Raw genomic sequence first — 17,368 nt, 5'->3', positions numbered from 1 at the left:
AGTTACCATCCGTGATGTTTTAACCATTAAAATGTGCCAGTAAAATATTCTTCATTTACTAACCAAAAACACAAATTAAAGATTTTAATCCTGACGATGCCAATATATAAAACAAAATCGCTAAAACCAATTTAACGCAACATTTTGATTTATTTTGTTGCGTTTTTTTGAGTCAAAAACAATCAAGTCGTTTACTTTGTAGGCAGGTCTGACTGTAACCTAACTGACATAACGCTTTATTGGTGAGATATGAAAAATAATAAGTTAAAAACCAGTATAGATAACTTTCAGAAAATACTAACTGAACAAATTGGTTTGGAATTATTTCATCTTAGAAAAGAAAAAGGGCTAAGTGGTAAAGAGCTAGCTAAAAAATTAAAGATATCACAACAACAAATTTCTCGGTATGAAAGAGGAATATGTAGCATTAACTGTGCAATGCTATTTTCAATCTTATTCTATCTAGATACTAACCCTAGTGCGTTTTTCGAAAGTATAACATTGAAAATAAATGAAGAACATTCAAATGCTAATTCATTTATTCATAAAAATGAAAGCCTCTTCGATGAGAAAGATAATTGTCATTATATTTTCAATCGACAAACAGAAATTATTTTAAATTCTTTATACAGCAAATAGTTATTTAAAAAATATAAAACTTTAACTATGCCCACTTAATTGTTGGGTAATCATCACGTTGTTATATATAAATGAGGTTCAAATGAAAAAAGTATTTTTAGCAGCACTTGTTTCTGCCGCTATCGCTTCTCCAGCACTCGCTGATCAAGGGCATGGTAAAGTTACATTTAAAGGTGAAATCATCGATGCACCTTGCTCAATTAGTTCTGACTCTATTGACCAAACAGTATGGTTAGGCCAAATCGCTAACTCTGTTTTAGCGAATGGCGGTACTTCTACTGCTAAACAATTCAACATTGAATTAGAAGACTGTGTATTCCCTAAAGATGCAAATGACAAAGTCTATAATGACAAAGTTAACATCACATTCTCTGGTTCTAGTGCCGCGTTTAACCCTAAATTATTAGGTGTAACTGGCTTAGATGCAACTGATCCAACTATCGCAGGTAACGTCGGTATTCAATTAACAGATACCAATGGTGCAGCATTAGATATGGGTGTTGCTACAGCACAAGAGCACCAACTACAAGCAGGTGATAACACTCTACGTTATAGCGCTTATGTACAAGGTGCAAACGTTGCAGTGGATAAAATTCCATTAGGTAAATTCGAAGGCGTAACTAACTTTACCTTAACTTATAACTAATTGATTAGTTAAAGAGGAATACATCCGTATTCCTCTATTAGTCACCTAATTAAGTCAGAGGTTAAAGTGAAAGGACTTATCTATTCACCAAGAAATGCATTATCTCTATTTCTACTTACATTATTTCTTTCGCCACAAATGGCGGCATCACCTCATGGATGGGGAAAAGTCACAATGAACGGCGAGATAGTCGATACTGCCTGTGCAATAGATATCGGGTCTAGGGATCAGACTATTAATATGGGGGTGCTTCCAACAAGCTATATTCGTGAAGTTGGGAAAGGCCCCATAAAAGAATTCAATATTAAACTTGTTGATTGCCGTTGGGAAAAATATTCAAAAGATAATAACGAATGGAATTCACTCGAAGTCACTTTTGATGGTCCATCAGAAGGTAATTTCTTCACACTCTCGGGTGAAGCAAAAGGAGTGCAATTGGCATTGCATGATATATCTGGATATTCCATTACACCAGGAAAGCCATTACCAGCATTAGGAATTACACCTGGCACAATGATATTGAAATATCAAATGCAATTAGTCACCAATTATCACCCTGTTAAAGCGGGTAATTACCAAACCTTATTAAGGTTCAAGGTCGATTATTATTAATTCTAAAAGTTATATTGGTGTTTTAGGGATGTTTTTTATGTTTTTTAAACAACACAAAATAAATATAATAACGACAACGATAATGTTCACTTTTGGATCATTATCCGCCCAGTTATATGCTGCTGATACCATACAATTTAATACAGCATTATTTGATTTAGAAGACAAAAAAAACATTGATATTAAGCAATTCTCACGTGCTGGTTATATTATGCCTGGCACTTACCCTCTGAAAATACAATTAAATAAAGAAACTCTGCCTGAGCAACGATTTTCATTTTATGCGCCGAAGAATGACCCTGAAGCGAGCCTTGTGTGTATTACTCAAGAACAAGTCCAGCTGTTAGGATTAACGGCAGATTCACTGAAGAAAATCACGTGGTGGCATAATAATGAGTGCCTTGATTTACTCAGCTTGCCCGGTTTTCAAGCTCGAGGAGATTTATCTGACTCAACATTATACCTGAGCATTCCTCAGGCCTATCTTGAATATAGAACGGCCAACTGGGATCCACCTTCCCTCTGGGATGAAGGGATCTCTGGGGCGCTTTTCGACTACAACATTAACGCAAGAGCCAATAAACCCCATGATAACAACAGTAACTATAATGTGACAGCAAACGGCGTTGCAGGCGTGAACCTTGGTGCTTGGCGCTTCAGGGGTGATTGGCAAGGACGTGCTCAACGAGAAACTAGTTCGAATAGTAAAAATGAGCATGATTTCCAATGGAGTCGGTTATACGCCTACAAAGCATTAACCAGTATTAAAGCTAAATTGACCTTAGGTGAAGACTATTTTAACACTGATTTATTCGATAGCTTTCGATTTACAGGTGTTAGTTTACGCACGGACATCTTAATGCTTCCACCTAACTTACGTGGATATGCACCTGAAATTACAGGAGTTTCGACCACCAACGCGACAGTAATTATTAGCCAACAAGGGCGAATTATTTACCAAGAACAAGTCGCTGCAGGACCTTTCCGTATCCAGAATTTAAGTGATGCAACGACAGGTAAACTGGATGTTCGAATCGAAGAGCAGGATGGTTCAGTTCAAGAATATCAGGTTGAAACGGCTAATATTCCTTATTTAACGCGACCCGGTAGTGTTCGATATAAATTATCCATGGGTCGACCAACGAATATGAAGCACCATGTTAATGGATATACATTCGCTAGTGGTGAAATGTCGTGGGGTGTCACCAACGGTTGGTCATTACTCGCAGGCTCATTAAATAGCCAAGACTATAATGCATTCAACGTAGGTGTAGGCCGAGACCTATTAGCATTTGGCGCTTTATCTTTCGATATTACACATTCTATTGCAAATATTCCGAATGATAAAAAACTGACTGGTAATTCATATCGAATAAACTATTCGAAGCGCTTTGATGACTATGATAGCCAAGTCCAATTCGCAGGCTACCGCTTCTCTGAGCGTAGCTTTATGACAGTGACTGATTTTTTAACGGCTAAAGACTCTGGCGAACGCCAAGGCAGTAATAAGGAAATGTATGTGATTTCCCTAAATAAAAACTTTAGGGAGTCAAGAATTACAGCTTATTTAAACTATTCACACCAAACGTATTGGGATAAGCCAGAAAGTAATCGCTACAATTTAATGGTCACAAAAACCTTAGATTGGGGTAGCCTGAAAAATATTAATATTTCGTTATCAGCTTATCGCAATAAATATAACGAAACAAATGATGACGGCCTTTATATCTCAGCATCAATGCCTTGGGGAAATGGCGCCAATATCGGCTATTCATTACAAGCAACACGGGACGACACCGTTAACCGGGCAACTTATTATGACAAGCTGTCTGATAGAACCAATTACCAAGTCAGCGCAGGATCAACCAACAAAGGTGGAACCGCTAGCACCTATATTACTCATTACGGCGATAATACGAAGTTAACCGCAAATGCCAGCTATATTCACAATAATTACACGTCATTTGGATTAGGGGCTCAAGGCGGATTCACTATGACGTTAAAAGGAGCAGATGCTCACCGAGTTTCAAATATTGGCGGCACTCGTTTACTTATCGACACTGACGGCGTAGCTAAAATTCCCGTATCAGACCGCGGTATCCCTATTGCATCAAATGCATTCGGTAAAGTGGTTGTGCCTGACTTAAATAGCTACTACCGCAGTAAAGTTAAAGTCGACTTAAACGCTCTACCAAATAATGCCGAAGTGACTGATTCTATTGTTCAAGCAACATTAACAGAAGGCGCGATTGGCTACCGTAAATTTAATGTGTTATCTGGTGAAAAGATGATGCTTTCAATGCGTATGTCTGATGGTTCTGCGCCACCTTTTGGTGCTCAGGTTACCAATTTGGCAGGAAAAGAAACAGGAATAGTCACTGATAATGGGTATGCCTACGTGAGTGGAATCAACCCGAATGAAGTCATGATTATTCATTGGGGTGGTGCAGCTCAATGTGAAATTCATTTTCCTGAGAATTTAGAAACAATTAGCCAAGGATTATTCATTCCTTGTAAACCATTATCAAATAAACGTAATGAAACAGATAATAATCTGTAGATGAGTGATTGCGATGAAAAAATTAACTAATTTATATATCAGTGCTATTTTATTAAGCAGTTTAGTTAGCGGAAGTGCTTTCTCAGCAATTGCTTTAGATAGAACTCGCATTATTTTTAATGGCGATCAAAAAAGTGTATCAATCACTATTACCAATAAAAATAACCAACTGCCTTATTTGGCTCAAGGCTGGGTAGAAAATATTCAAGGGGTGAAAATTACCTCTCCCTTTGCCGTATTACCTCCTGTGCAAAGAGTTGAACCGGAAAAATCAAGCCAAGTCCGTATTGAGGCACTCCCTGAAATAAGCCAATTACCTCAAGATAGAGAAAGTGTTTATTACTTTAACTTAAGAGAGATCCCACCTAAAAGCGATAAACCCAATGTTTTGCAATTAGCATTACAAAGCAAAATTAAATTATTTTATCGCCCCAAAAGCATCATGCTAAGCGAAACTGAAATGTTGAATAACCCTTGGCAAGAAAAAACACAGCTTATTAAGCAAGGCGACCAATATATTATAAAAAATCCAACGCCCTTTTACATCACTATTATTGGTGCTGCGGAGCGTATCAACTCACCGGTAAATCAAAACTTTAAAGCTGTTATGGTCGCGCCATTTAGCCAAGAAAACCTAGGTGTTCCAAGCTCTACTGTTGGTGCGAACCCTGTTCTCACCTACATCAATGACTACGGTGGCCGTCCTAAATTGCAATTCAAATGCCAAGCCAGCACATGTCAGGTTGTTCCTGAAAATAAATAGAGAGGAAAAGATGATTAATCAAAAAAGTCTTACCTTGCTTCTCGGGTTATCTCTGATATTTCCACCGTCTGTCATATATGGGGCATCCTCGAATGCCTTTCATAACGCCACAGGAAATTGGGATGTCGAAGGCGCCAATGGAAAAATTTTTGTTTACGGCTCCTTAACTGAGAGTGCTTGCCATTTATCGATGGACTCTGCATTTCAATCTGTTGATTTGGGGAATGTTGAAACTGCGTCATTAAAAGCAATTGGTGCACAAGGCCATAAGACTCCGATTAATATTGAATTACTAGATTGTATCGAAACGCCAACCATCCTAAGAAATGATAAATCGGGTAATGTTACATGGAGTAATTCTCAGCCGGGGATGAAAATTCGGTTTATTGCCCCTGTCATACCGTTTCGTCCTAGCATTGCTAGTGTCGAAGGCGTTACAGGGTTGGGGTTACAAATCACCAACCCAAAAGGGAAAGAGATCGCTTTTGGTGAATACAGCGAACCACAACTTATTTCGTCTGGGCAAAATATTTTAACCTATTACGTAGCCCCCGTTAGAGTTGCCGAAAAATTACAGGCAGGTGCGTACCGAAGCGTTATTTCTTTTCAAATAACCTATGAATAAGCTCACTCAATTTTGCGAATGTAGCATTGAAGGTATTTATATGAATAACTTAAATTTCAATTTTTATAAATTTAAAAAAATAATACTCTCCATGCTATTAAGTTTGTTATTTTTTTCATTACCGAGCCATGCAAAAAATGGTCAAATCGGTGAAATTAAAATACGAGGGCAGCTTGTTGCTGAAGCTTGTACAGTAAGACCTGGTGATGAAAATATCATTGTAGACTTTGGTACTATCGTCAATAAGTATCTCTATATCAACCAAAAAACACCTCTAGAAAATTTTAATATTCACTTAGATGACTGTGATAATAGTATATTTAAAACGGTAACCGTTAAATTTACAGGAACCGAAAATACCAATCTACCAGGCCTTCTCGCATTAGATTCAGGCAGTATGGCTTCGGGTATAGGCATTGAAATTTTAGAATACAGTGGTAAAAAAATCCCCATTAATAGTACGACGCCCGCATATAATCTAGAGAATGGTACGAATATATTAAGTTTTAATGCGAATGTACAAGGGGAACCCGATGCAATCAAAAATAAAAGTATTGCGTTTGGCCATTTTACTGCAACCGCTATTTTTAGTTTAATTTATGATTAAGGTATCAGTAACAATGAAGATATTAATATTACTTCTCGCAACCTTATTATTTTCCCCCACCATTTTAGCATTCCAATGTAAAACAAATGGGGGCCAAGAGGTCGGCGGTGGAACACAAAGTATTAATGATGTTCCTCTTGATAATGATATTTTTGCGGTACCTAATCGAATTAATGAATTCGCAGATGTGAGCGATTTTATGACTTGCCGTAATGAAGCACCCACTGCGTACGTTGATTACCTCAATGTCACAGGCGCTGATTTAGGCCCCGCATTTAAAAACAATCCTGAATTAAAAGCGGGTGTTGTTGTACGTGGTGCTTATTATTTAGCGCCTTTTAGTGGGAAAGAAATTCAAGTTTTTCGTTTAACCACCGCCTCTGAACCTTTACAAATTAAATTATATTTACAAGTAAACGTTAAACCTACGCCTTCTGTGTTAGTCAGAAAAGGCGATTTATTGATGACGTTGGATCTCCATAAATACGCGACATATGTGAATAGTAGCCAACATATTGACCACGCCTATTTTAAATGGAATTTCTATGCTGGAAATGATGTGGTAGTCGGAACAGGGACATGCGATATCAATAATAACCAAATCATTATTGTTGATTTTGAAACAGTCAATGCATCAGGTATTTCAACCGTAGGTAGCGCGAGCCGTTTTCAGCGCAATGTTGAGATCACGTACAGCTGCGAAGATAATAACTTAACAGCACCAATAAAAATGATTTTGAGCGGGGAAACCTCAACTTTCTCATCTGATGCACTACTCATTAGAACTGGCGATATCGGCAGCCAAGGTGCGATTATGCCTGGATTAGGCGTAGAGGTATATCATCAAGGGCAACGTATTTCACCAATAAATGGGCATTTCAATTCAAAAATCGAAAACGGCCATGGCCGAGATACATTAATGTTTACGTTAGTGAAAAAACCAAATTTATCACCAAATGAACTAACAGAAGGCTATTTTAACTCTGCGGCAACAATTATTATGTCCACACCATAGCGATAGAAAGGGGCTTTTAATGAATAAAAGCCCCTTTCTTGTTAGCTATTCACAATTCCCAACTGAGTAATACTTATCAAAAATAACAATATATTTTCGGCTTTTCTTTTTTAAGCGTACATCGTTAAACTCTTGATTAGGCAACAAATAAAAGACGTAAGGCTCCGAGTCATCATTAGCATCACAGCTTTCATGCAGTAGCACTCTAAAGTAGGTATTCCCTGTATTTTTCAGCACGCCTTCATTTGAATTAAGGTTGTATTTAAAATCAGGTTTTTTGGGTCTCACAACAAAATAGGTTTCTAAACTAACAGTTGGGTAAAATAATGGCTGCTTTTTTTCCCCGTCATCATTGCGCATATCTAAAGGCGTTTCGCTAATAATAATCTTATAATAACGCTCTGTTTCATCCGCTTGCCCTCGATAAAATATTTTAAAAAATTCTTGCTCTCCCGGTAATAAAATTTTCTTCAATGGCGTAAAAATAATTTCACCGTTGAATATCGGCTCACCCTGTTCTTGGCCACCCGGTTTATCAATTTTATAAGCACTAAAATTATATAAATTCGTTTTTTTTGTATCATTAACGTATGGCTTAGAAAAAAACTCTTGCCCCGAATCCATCGAAGAAATATCTGAATTGATATATAACGCAAATGCGTTGTTGTAGAACGAAAACAATACCATCAAGAATAGGATTTTAAGCAAAGAAAAGCGTTTCATAATAAAAATCCGATATTGAATTGAAGGAAGAATTGGTGCCAATGAAAGGGCTACTTGCGTCATTACAAGTAGCCACAAAATAGTTGTAAGATTTATTGAATATCCGGCCCTGTCCAAATCGCCTTGACGGTGATCGTCCCACTTGCTGAAACTGTCCCGAGCCAATCAATGCCGTCTAATGTGAAAAATGAATTAGCATCATTCATTGGGAACGATAAATCTAAATTAGTGCGATAAAAAGAACCGAGATCTTCATTTGGCCTATCCCATGGCGTTTCCGCCCATAACGCATTTTTCAATGAAATTTCATTACTATCACAACTTGCGCGATATGATTCTTTCACACCACTGCCATTTTTAAAGGAAAGATAAGCGGAAAAAGGCACGTTCAGTTTGTTATCGTTTGATGTAAATAAACAATACGATTGGCCTTTTAATGTTGTTTGGGGGCCTTCAACTTTTGCTGTAATAGAGTCAGCCTGCCTTGGGCCACTGGTGGTTACAATGTAATTAAATTCTATTGGTGGCTCTTCGCTACCCACCTTACCCGTTTTCGATTGATTTGGATTAAAATCCGCGGGAATAATACTAATTCCATAATCTCTCGGTTTAATAATTAGGTAGTTTGAGGGTGTAAATTCATAAAAACCAGACTGTGGCAGTGGAGATTGAAAACCAAACGTATAAACACTGTCTGCCAATGTCACGGTTGAATTCGGCGAGGCATCAACAATCGATTTCAAATAAGCATTAGAGAGAAAAACTTCAATATTCTGTGAGCCATTATTAAAAATCTCAGACATATTTGTTGTTGAAGACCAATTCGTCCAGCGTGTGCTATTACTGCCTTTGTATTGGATTTGGGCAGCAGCAGGTGCCCTTGCTAAACCTAATTTTGCACTATCAATGTACATACGAACCGTAAAAGACCCACTAATTGATGAGCCTTTAGTTTCTAACTCCACCAATTTACAAATTACGCCAGACGCATTTCCAACAATACCGGTAGAACAAAAGTTCGAACCCAGCCCAATGGTTGGGTTCCCATTACTGTCCACAAACACTTCTTGCAAGGCACCAGTACCTTTCAAAATAATGTTCCCTTTTTTATTGGTTGGAATGTAATGTTGCTGTGTACTTGTTCGTCCCCCGCTGGTCATACAGGTCGTATTACTTAAATCATAATCATCACGGCTCGTACATGTTCTTAAATCAAAGGTGTATTCGGTTCCTGGCGGAATTTCCGCTAACCAGCGATAAAACGCTTCCGAGAAAATAGGCCTTGAATAACCCGATTCACCCGGTGTACCTGTTTGCTGTATTTTATATGCTCCATTATCCCGTAATTGCTGAGCTGGCCAATAAGAGGTTGCAGGGCAATTTCGGTTGTTCGTCATACAACGGTTTCCAATAAACGGTTGGTTGACAGGGGAGTTTTCTAACCAAATATCGCCCATATTATAAGCCGAACTAAATGGCGTACCGGTATATCCCATATAACCTAAACTCAATTGGCTATTACGTTGGTATTTTGTGAAAACATTGGAGCCCGAAAAACGCGGGTCAACCCTATTTGCCACAATAAAAAATTCATTATCAATCTGGTTTTCAACAATGACATATTCTTGCAGTGGAGCAGTTGCTGCAAAAGAATTCGGCGTTAAAACAGCGAATGAAAAAAAGAATGCTGTTATCGATAATAATCGCATATTAAATTAGCCTTTAAAGAGATAATTAACGTTTAGCAAATGCTTCTTGAGGCTCACAAGTCACCTCACCAACCCATAATGCACCGCGTGCACCTTGCAGGTTTAAATCGGCTTCGCAAATAGTCTGTTGGTCGTCTTGTAATAGTGATATCACGGGATATCGAACATCAACGTCCATGGAAAACTCACCATTTTGGTCTGTTTTTGTTCGACCGATGTGGTTTCGAATGGAGGCATATTTTATATATTCACCATTAGGGGATTTCAGACGACCAAATACGGTCACTAATTGCCTGACTTCGGGTTGATAAAGAGCAATATTTCCAGGATATAATGTGACGGATTTATTCCGGCCAGAGACAATATCAAAACTGTCTTTTGATTTACCATCGTTCATTAATTGGATGTCATAGTCAGAATAAGGAGACAATGGAATAAACGTATTTTTCCCACTGATTGGGTAGTTTTGGCCATTCACTTTAGCCACCATGCTGCCACTACCTTTAATATCTGAGTTAATAATGACGCCAGATTTACCTTGCTGTCCGCTCGGCGTGATCATTCCGTTACTGTAGGCCACTGAACCACGTGAAGTTAAGTTACCATTGAGTCGGTTATTATCAGGCCTATTAATCGTCACAGTCCCTGAATTATATTTCGTGTCGTAAGACGCATAACCTAGCGTTGAAAAATCAGACTCGCCATTATCTTTATCACGAACTAATTTTGAAACTGAAACCCCCGCATTGGTAATCACAGAGTCTTCAAAATTCTTATTCGCATAAATATTGGCTTTTACGTTCCCGTTTGTCGAAGAAACGCCAGTGCTAAGCCATGTAGAGAGCGGCAAAGAGAAGTCAAGATTCACATATTTTTCGTTGGTACTGTTTTGATTATCATAATGATAACGCTGAACACCCGCCCTTAACCCTACTGTGCCATAACGACCAGAGAATAATGTATTGGCGTATTCATAGTTAATTGAGTCACTGCCAACACGGCGGTCTTTGGTATTACTGATAGTAAACGAGCCTGTTCTATCAATAATTTTGTCAAAATTAATGGTACCGCCATAAGAATAACTATCCGCATCATAAAGTGGTAAATCGCCCGTCACGACGGTCTTTTCTTTAGATGCCCATAAAGAACCGTACCCCTCGGGGATATTGACTGAAATCGTTGCAATATTACGATGGCTACCATGATTTTCTAACATGCCTTGCCAAGCAACTGAAATATAGTTATTTAAAGAGGCATTAACACTTGTTTCTTGTACAACAAATTTATCAAACCCATAGTTGGACATTTGGAAACGAACACCCGATAACACCGGGAAGTTATAGGCAAAAGAAACACCCGCTAAATAACTTTTTTCAGGGGTCTGGCTATGTGAGCCCTCACCTCTTACATAATGGCGCTTATCAAAATCAATATATCCACCGTAAATTTCCCAATTTAGCTTGTCGTAATTTCCCGTTATTGCACCGAAGGATTTATTAATTGTTTGGTGCTGCGTAGTGACAACTTTTCCATCAACAACCGTTTCGATAGTGACTTCATAAATACCATAAGGCAATACGCTCGTATCAACTTCAAAATTACCCATCGGGAAATTTTGAATATTTAATAATTTACCTTGGCGGTAAATACGCACTTCCCCAGGGCTATTTAAAAAAGCATAAATGGGCGTTAACGACTGTTGTTTGTTTACTACCATACTGGATGAATTATTTCCGATGGAAGCGGCATAAATTTTACTGCTACTGAGGGCGGTTAAACTGGCAATCGATTGTAAATTCCATGTGCTCATTAAACCTAGCGCAAAGCGAAATCCATTAAAATCGCGTTCATACATTGCACGGTAAAGCTCAACGTTCGAGTTCGATTTTCCAATACTGTAAGCCGAAGCATTTACATTAAAATGGTGCTCTGCGGCAGCAAATAAGGCATCTAAATTAAAATAGCTACTTGATGAGTCTTTCGCGTCTTTGACTCTGCTCTGAAATACACCTAAATCATAATTGGCGACGGCTGAAAGTGAATTAACTGAAGAATTTCCTAAGACAGATTGTCTCGCATGCTCTTTTGCTGCAAATGCGGATTTATCAACATCTAATGATAGGTTGAATGAAGAGATATTTAATTGAAGAACGGCATTGTTATCAATAACAATGCCATTATTTTCATTAAAAATGGCATTTTGCTTACTTTCAAGCTTATCAACTAATAAGTTATTAAGTTTCGCACCCTGATCATTATCAATGAGATGAAGACTTGATAATTTAATTTTATCCTGATCAATGACAATAACTGCATCCGCAATTTTGCTTTCACTCTGGCTTTTTTTAGCCTCATCATTCAGACGTAAAAAAACAGGTACAGACATTCCTTCCTCCAATGCACTCACAAATGCAGGAGGAATAATATATCCGCCAATCTTAATACTTTTCATTTCATCAGCATTAATCGAATTCGAAAATATAATACTCAATATTGATAAAGCAATAGCACTCTTACGCATGATTTAAGTCCATTCTTCATTATTTGACAACAATGAACTCTCCTTTGTGCCAAATACCTACGCTTGATTTTTTATTTGAGAGATCGACAAATTGCAATTTAACGGCTAAATGTGGCATAAGGTAATATCGCTCACGGCAAACACCATCCACTGCATATTTTTGTTTTTCTGCTAAACAAGGTCCTGAAGCCACAACACGAAAAGAACTATTACCCGTATTCGCAACCTGGGAATTAATATATTGGTAATTAAAATTTTCAATTCTTGGTGCGACAACTAAAATCGTACTAATTGTTGCCGATGTTGTTGCTGATGCAGATTTTGAACTTTGCGTAACCCCACTTTCACCAATAGGGTCATCTTTCCAATTCAATCTGTAATAACGTTCTTTATCATCCTTTGGCCCCTGATAAATAATTTTAAAAACATCTTTTGCTTTACCAGGAAGAATTAAATTAGCTGGTGTTGACAATATTTCATTAGGATCATTGACAGGAATAACCTTTCCATTTTCAAGTGGAGAGTCAATTTTTTCGATTGTTAGATTTACCAATCTTGCTGTATCAACTGTATTTTCAATTTCTTTCGCTATTGTGTCTTCATCGGATGGTATTATCTCAGTAATATTCCCCACATTAACAGCGAAGCTATTTTTTAATGGGAGCCATGATAATAAAATTAATGCTAATGTTATTTTTTTCATAATCATAAATTTCTAAGAAAGGAATAACGATAAAGATATTATTTCCCTATAGTATCTTTATCGTAGTATTCAATTATCCAATAAAGGGATAATTAAGGAGCTGGAGTAAAAGTACCGTCCCAAGTTGCGGTAAATTGAACTTTCACATCACCATCCCATGTACCGTCTGTCAATGCTTTAAAGTCTGTTGCTGCACCAGCCGCTTCAGCACTTGCAATAACAAAGGTGAATTCACCACGGTCTGTAGCACGATCAGAACCATTGTAGATACCATCAGCTGCTAAATTATCTAAACCAGAAGTTAAACCTTTTGATGTATCAATTAAGACTAAATCTGTATTTTTATTTAGATCTTCGCCATTCCATTTAACACCAACCGTTAATTTGGAATCATCAGTTGTTCTTGCTAATGTGTTAGCAATAATTTTTGATGCTAATTTAAAATCTGTAGCGCCAGCTTGTCCTTGAATTGCAATGTCGAATGCACCATTTTGCTGGTTAAAGCTTTTTTGGCCTTCAGCATAATTAAACGTTAAACTTTTTAATGGAGTAACAACTAACATACTTGTTGTATCTTTAATTGCTGTTGCTTGCCAAGTCGCAGTCGCTTGAGCAGTACGTGTATCGGCATTAGCAACGGTTGCAAAAGAAGCAGCAATAACTGTTGATAGCAAAACAGATGCCATTTTTTTATTTAACATATTATTCTCTCTAATTTAAATTTATATCAAAAAATAATTACATAGTATAAAAAACACTTTTAACCGTGCTTTTTATAAAATATAATCAATAAAATAATCAGAAAATCTGATTATTTTATTCGGATTACCCTAATAATTAGAAGTTATTTATAAAGCTTTTAGTAGAATAGCCTTTCCATGAAAGATATTTATTTTTACTTTCATTTTTTTCTGTTTTTATTCCAACCACTGATTCATCTTCAAGAAACCGAATTACATCTATCCATCTTTTATCCAGTATTCTCAAAAATTGTTCTAATTGATCTAGCGTAATAGATGTAGTTCCTATTTCATAACGCGAAATTTGTTGTTGGCTAACATTCATTAATTTAGCCAACTGTTTTCCTGTCATATTTTTTTCTTTACGGGATCGCCTTAAGAAAATACCAACATGACTACTGATTATATTAGATTTCATTAACTACACTCCAATATAAAATAATTAATTAAACATTTAATTCTCATTAATAATAAATACATTGAAATAAGAGTAAAAACGTTTATACCGATCAAACAGCGAAATTTGATAGTCGCAGCCTATTAAATGATGAGTATTGATCACTTTAACTTATTGATATACGCATTACATGGGTATTTAAGATAAGGAATAGATAATTAACTACCTGATAAATATATTAATTAAATATTATTAGTATATTTTAATTTATGGCGGGTATTATTGCGTGTAATTCCAAGCGAGTAATTACTCTTATAAGGATTAAAACACATAAAGTTACATTGAATTACAAATTGACACAAAGTACATTAATTTTAATCACATGAACTCATAATATGAGTAAAACAATAAACTATAAACATAGATAGTTTTGGTTTTTACTCATTAACAGTAATAACAAACTCAGTATATATCTCTAAATAAACAAAAATTCATCTTAATAAATCAATTAGAGGCTAAGGAAAAGTAAGGCTATCAGCCTCTTTACATGCCATATTCATCATTACCCATATTTCGAGTATGCGTAAATCAAATTTATTTTCGATATTTAGGTGAATACGCGCTTAAGACCAAAAGGGAAATCAACGCCTTTAAAACAAAGCACCGATAGTAAGTGGATTCACCTAGAAGAACAATCAATATTATAATATTGAAATAAAAGAAGGGATTTATTAAAAAACATCTCACTAAAAGCGCCATCAAAGGTAGCGCTTCAGTGCTTAATTTTCAGGTCTATCTAAATACTAATTCTTGCATGAATTCAATCGTTTTACTGTCTCTTCAATATCTATTTCATCTTCTGAAAACGTCAACGTCGTTCCATGCAGTGTGGTGATGGCTAATTTTTTCAGTGAGCGCATATCACCGGGCTTAACTTCCGTTTTTGGGCGAATACTACTCATCAATGCACCGACCGATAACACGGTATTCGCTTTATCAATACCCGCATCCGCAGGAACTTCTTCACTGTAAACGAGGAAAGATTTAATCGCAGTGAGTTTTAAACGCTCACCTGCAATAAAAATATACTTGCTCTCAGGGATCACTTTGACAGCAAAAGCAGACAAACCTTTATTGTTAGTTGTGGGTTCAAAGGTGACTTCAGCGCCTTTTTTGATCAGTTCAGGGTTAGCAACCTTAATCACATGGAAATAACGGTTATCACCGTTTTCATCTTTGATAAATCCAAAGCCTTTATCGTCAAACCACGTTGTGATTGTTCCTTTCATTGCATTACCACCTAATTAATCGTTTATAAACTCAGTTTCTCTGGCAGCAGTATAAAGCACAATGCAGGCTCAGACCATGCCTTTGATTTTCAGCTTGATGATAATTTTTCCACCGTGTAAAGGCGACGATTGACGGCAAATTCGTTATTATTCGTTGCCATTCTTTATTTAGAGAACCCGATGTCTACAATTATTGATACCTTCATTGCCCCCCCTTGCCATGAGCAGATTGATATCCTCTATCAAGACGAATATTTATTGGTTATCAATAAACCATCAGGGCTACTCAGTCTTTCTGGGAAAAATCCCCAGAACTTGGATTCTGTGCATTATCGATTAGTAACGTTATTTCCAGATTGCACCCTTGTCCATCGCTTAGATTTTGGCACTTCAGGGCTAATGATCATTGCCCTCAATAAAGCCATCAACGCAGCACTTTGCCAGCAGTTTAGCCAACGAACCGTTGCTAAAGTTTATCAAGCATTACTGTGTGGGCACTTGGATGATAATGAAGGGATAATTGATGCACCGATTGCAAAAGACCCAGCGCTATTTCCGCGGATGTCTATTAGTGAAGTGAATGGAAAGCCCGCACGCTCCCGTTATTTGGTGAAGGAACGCTTTCAACAGAAAATGGAAGAAGGTATAACTATCCCGTTAACACGAGTTCAGCTCACACCTGAAACGGGTCGCACCCACCAGCTACGCATTCATTGCCAATATTTGGGGCATCCCATTTTGGGATGTGATTTATATGGCGGTCAGTGTTTGCCTGGTACAGAACACGCGCCAAGGCTGATGTTACACGCCAGTGAGCTACGTTTTACACACCCAATTAGCCAAAAACCACTTCATTTTATTCATAGTAGCCCGTTCTAATACTCTATATAGCCCAAACTTTAATACTCTAAATAATTCAAGTTACAGCTAGGCGACAAGAGAATGAGACGCTAGGAGCATACATAAGTATGTGACTAGTGCGAATGAACGCGGTCAACAACGCTGCAGCTTGAAACGGTCTTTTAATACTTTAAATTGCCTTTAATACTCTAAATAATTCAAGTTGCAGCTAGGCGACAAGAGAATGAGACGCTAGGAGCATACATAAGTATGTGACTAGTGCGAATGAACGCAGTCAACAACGCTGCAGCTTGAAGTATGACGAGTATTACCACATCAAATCATCAGGGATCTGGAACTCCGCATACGGATCATCTTCATCCAGTTCTTCTTCACTCAATGCATTATTTAAGACAATACTCTCGACATCTCTTTGAGTAATTTTATCGGCGACAACCGCTGGGATAATTGCATATCCATTTACATCACTGTTATCAATGACCAAACGGGCAATCGCCAAACGCCCACTAATCAGTTGTTTTTGCGTGGTTTTATCTACCATCACTTGTTTAATAACATTGTTGTCGGTGAAGTTAAACGCAATATCGCCTTTTACTATCTCAATTTTATTCATTTCGATAAGCTGCTTCACTTGCGCTTTGTATTCTTTCGACAAAGCGACTTGTTTTTGCTGCTCGCTCAACTGCTTATCACGCTCAAGTTGCGCTTTTTTGTTTTCTTCTACTGCTTCTCTAGCCTCACGAGCTTGTACTCGTGATTTTTTCGCGGTTCTTTGGACTTTGGCCATTTTTTTACTGGTGACCAGCCCTGCCTGTAGCATCTGTTCTTGTAAGGTGAGTTTTGCCATTTCTATTTCCACATCAATCAAATTGTCAGTGAGATAATGGAGGATTATACCTGTAATTTTGGAGAGTGTACCGAGTCGAGAGAAGAGGTTGGCATGTGAATGTAAAAAATA

Annotated in this window: 17 protein-coding genes; 9 read left to right on the top strand and 8 right to left on the bottom strand. The window is 37.3% G+C overall.

The features are described from left to right. Positions 1–249 precede the first annotated feature (249 nt). The 8 genes from J6836_RS18195 to J6836_RS18160 all read left to right on the top strand — a co-directional run bounded on the left by J6836_RS18195 (position 250) and on the right by J6836_RS18160 (position 7,467). Complete coding sequence (locus J6836_RS18195) at positions 250–639, top strand: helix-turn-helix domain-containing protein (RefSeq protein WP_219245274.1); 390 nt, start codon at positions 250–252, stop codon at positions 637–639. 82 nt (positions 640–721) lie between these two features. After that, positions 722–1,285: a fimbrial protein gene (locus tag J6836_RS18190; RefSeq protein WP_219245273.1), complete on the top strand. Its 564-nt coding sequence runs from the start codon at positions 722–724 to the stop codon at positions 1,283–1,285. Positions 1,286–1,351: 66 nt separating this feature from the next. After that, positions 1,352–1,897: a fimbrial protein gene (locus J6836_RS18185; protein WP_255586260.1), complete on the top strand. Its 546-nt coding sequence runs from the start codon at positions 1,352–1,354 to the stop codon at positions 1,895–1,897. 28 nt (positions 1,898–1,925) lie between these two features. Then, positions 1,926–4,457 carry an outer membrane usher protein gene (locus tag J6836_RS18180; RefSeq protein WP_219245272.1) on the top strand — a complete coding sequence of 844 codons (2,532 nt, stop codon included), beginning with the start codon at positions 1,926–1,928 and terminating at the stop codon, positions 4,455–4,457. A 13-nt stretch (positions 4,458–4,470) separates the two neighbouring features. Continuing rightward, a complete protein-coding gene (locus J6836_RS18175; protein WP_219245271.1) occupies positions 4,471–5,220 on the top strand; it encodes a fimbria/pilus periplasmic chaperone in 750 nt (249 codons plus the stop codon). 10 nt (positions 5,221–5,230) lie between these two features. Then, positions 5,231–5,845 carry a fimbrial protein gene (locus J6836_RS18170; RefSeq protein ID WP_219245270.1) on the top strand — a complete coding sequence of 205 codons (615 nt, stop codon included), beginning with the start codon at positions 5,231–5,233 and terminating at the stop codon, positions 5,843–5,845. 40 nt (positions 5,846–5,885) lie between these two features. Then, positions 5,886–6,452, top strand: a complete 567-nt coding sequence (locus J6836_RS18165; protein ID WP_219245269.1) for a fimbrial protein — start codon at positions 5,886–5,888, stop codon at positions 6,450–6,452. A 13-nt stretch (positions 6,453–6,465) separates the two neighbouring features. Continuing rightward, positions 6,466–7,467 (top strand): fimbrial protein, encoded by a 1,002-nt coding sequence (locus tag J6836_RS18160; protein WP_255586258.1) that lies wholly within the window; start codon positions 6,466–6,468, stop codon positions 7,465–7,467. A gap of 45 nt (positions 7,468–7,512) precedes the next feature. Here the strand turns inward: J6836_RS18160 and J6836_RS18155 are convergent, their stop codons facing one another. From J6836_RS18155 to J6836_RS18125, 7 genes are all read right to left on the bottom strand, one after another. After that, on the bottom strand, positions 7,513–8,190 hold the full coding sequence (locus J6836_RS18155) for a fimbrial protein (RefSeq protein ID WP_219249542.1): 678 nt from the start codon (positions 8,188–8,190) through the stop codon (positions 7,513–7,515). 92 nt (positions 8,191–8,282) lie between these two features. Continuing rightward, entirely contained in the window at positions 8,283–9,899 is a 1,617-nt protein-coding gene (locus tag J6836_RS18150; RefSeq protein WP_219245267.1) for a fimbrial protein, read from the bottom strand. 25 nt (positions 9,900–9,924) lie between these two features. Continuing rightward, positions 9,925–12,420, bottom strand: a complete 2,496-nt coding sequence (locus J6836_RS18145; RefSeq protein ID WP_219245266.1) for a TcfC E-set like domain-containing protein — start codon at positions 12,418–12,420, stop codon at positions 9,925–9,927. Positions 12,421–12,439: 19 nt separating this feature from the next. Continuing rightward, the gene (locus J6836_RS18140; protein WP_206085167.1) at positions 12,440–13,123 is read right to left on the bottom strand and encodes a hypothetical protein; all 684 of its coding nucleotides are present in this window, start codon (positions 13,121–13,123) and stop codon (positions 12,440–12,442) included. A 92-nt stretch (positions 13,124–13,215) separates the two neighbouring features. Further along, positions 13,216–13,824 (bottom strand): common pilus major fimbrillin subunit EcpA, encoded by a 609-nt coding sequence (ecpA, locus tag J6836_RS18135; protein WP_219245265.1) that lies wholly within the window; start codon positions 13,822–13,824, stop codon positions 13,216–13,218. Between the two features lie 136 nt (positions 13,825–13,960). Next, positions 13,961–14,215 (bottom strand): helix-turn-helix domain-containing protein, encoded by a 255-nt coding sequence (locus tag J6836_RS18130; RefSeq protein ID WP_255586255.1) that lies wholly within the window; start codon positions 14,213–14,215, stop codon positions 13,961–13,963. 848 nt (positions 14,216–15,063) lie between these two features. Next, positions 15,064–15,549, bottom strand: a complete 486-nt coding sequence (locus tag J6836_RS18125; protein WP_219245263.1) for a cold-shock protein — start codon at positions 15,547–15,549, stop codon at positions 15,064–15,066. Positions 15,550–15,729: 180 nt separating this feature from the next. Here J6836_RS18125 and J6836_RS18120 point away from each other — a divergent pair, with 180 nt between their 5' ends. Continuing rightward, positions 15,730–16,428 carry an RluA family pseudouridine synthase gene (locus J6836_RS18120; RefSeq protein WP_219245262.1) on the top strand — a complete coding sequence of 233 codons (699 nt, stop codon included), beginning with the start codon at positions 15,730–15,732 and terminating at the stop codon, positions 16,426–16,428. A 289-nt stretch (positions 16,429–16,717) separates the two neighbouring features. Here the strand turns inward: J6836_RS18120 and J6836_RS18115 are convergent, their stop codons facing one another. Further along, positions 16,718–17,257 (bottom strand): DUF2058 domain-containing protein, encoded by a 540-nt coding sequence (locus J6836_RS18115; protein ID WP_219245261.1) that lies wholly within the window; start codon positions 17,255–17,257, stop codon positions 16,718–16,720. Positions 17,258–17,368 lie beyond the last annotated feature (111 nt).

Origin of the sequence: Providencia sp. R33, from assembly GCF_019343475.1 — a bacterium.
Lineage (GTDB): Bacteria > Pseudomonadota > Gammaproteobacteria > Enterobacterales > Enterobacteriaceae > Providencia.
The sequence above is the reverse complement of the archived record's forward strand: the minus strand, read 5'-3'. Positions and strand labels throughout refer to the sequence as shown.